This is a genomic window from Modestobacter italicus, from assembly GCF_019799965.1.
In the GTDB taxonomy this organism is placed as follows: domain Bacteria; phylum Actinomycetota; class Actinomycetes; order Mycobacteriales; family Geodermatophilaceae; genus Modestobacter; species Modestobacter italicus_A.
Genome location: NZ_JABGCJ010000103.1, coordinates 1 through 586, shown reverse-complemented (window position 1 = coordinate 586; position 586 = coordinate 1). Strand labels below are relative to the sequence as shown.

Here is a 586-nt window from a genome sequence, read left to right as displayed (position 1 = left end):
ATCTTTACGATCAGGCCTACGGTTTTCTCCAGAATGTGCTTAATCTCTCTATTGGAAACCTCGACTTGTCCGCTAGTCTGGGGATGATACGGGGTTGCAACCTTGTGAGTAATTGAATACTTCGCGACTAGGTTTGCAAAGGGTCGATTAATAAAGTGTGACCCTCCATCACTTATGATGGCCCTTGGAAATCCGAACCTAGAAAATATATTTGCCTGTAAAAATTTTAGAACAACTTTATGGTCGTTCGTCCTAGTAGCGACTGCTTCTACCCATTTTGATACGTAATCAACAGCTACTAAGATGAATTCGAAACCATGAGAGATTGGAAAAGGTCCCATGAAGTCGATGCCCCAAACATCGAAGATTTCGACGATTAGAATTGGGTTCAGAGGCATCATATCCCTTCTAGACATAGAACCTACTTGTTGGCAATTAGGACAGGACTTGCAGAAGTCCATTGAATCTTTGAATAATGCGGGCCAGTAAAACCCACATTGTAAGATTTTTGCGGCTGTCTTTTTCCCGCTAAAGTGCCCACCACATGCCAATGTGTGGCAGAACTTCAAAACATCGTGCATCTCAT

At 42.7% G+C, this 586-nt stretch carries 1 protein-coding gene; it reads right to left on the bottom strand.

What is annotated here, in order from left to right; all coding sequences use genetic code 11:
- A partial coding sequence (locus HLA93_RS22465; protein ID WP_222196282.1) for a DDE-type integrase/transposase/recombinase occupies positions 1-586 on the bottom strand: 586 nt, incomplete at both ends.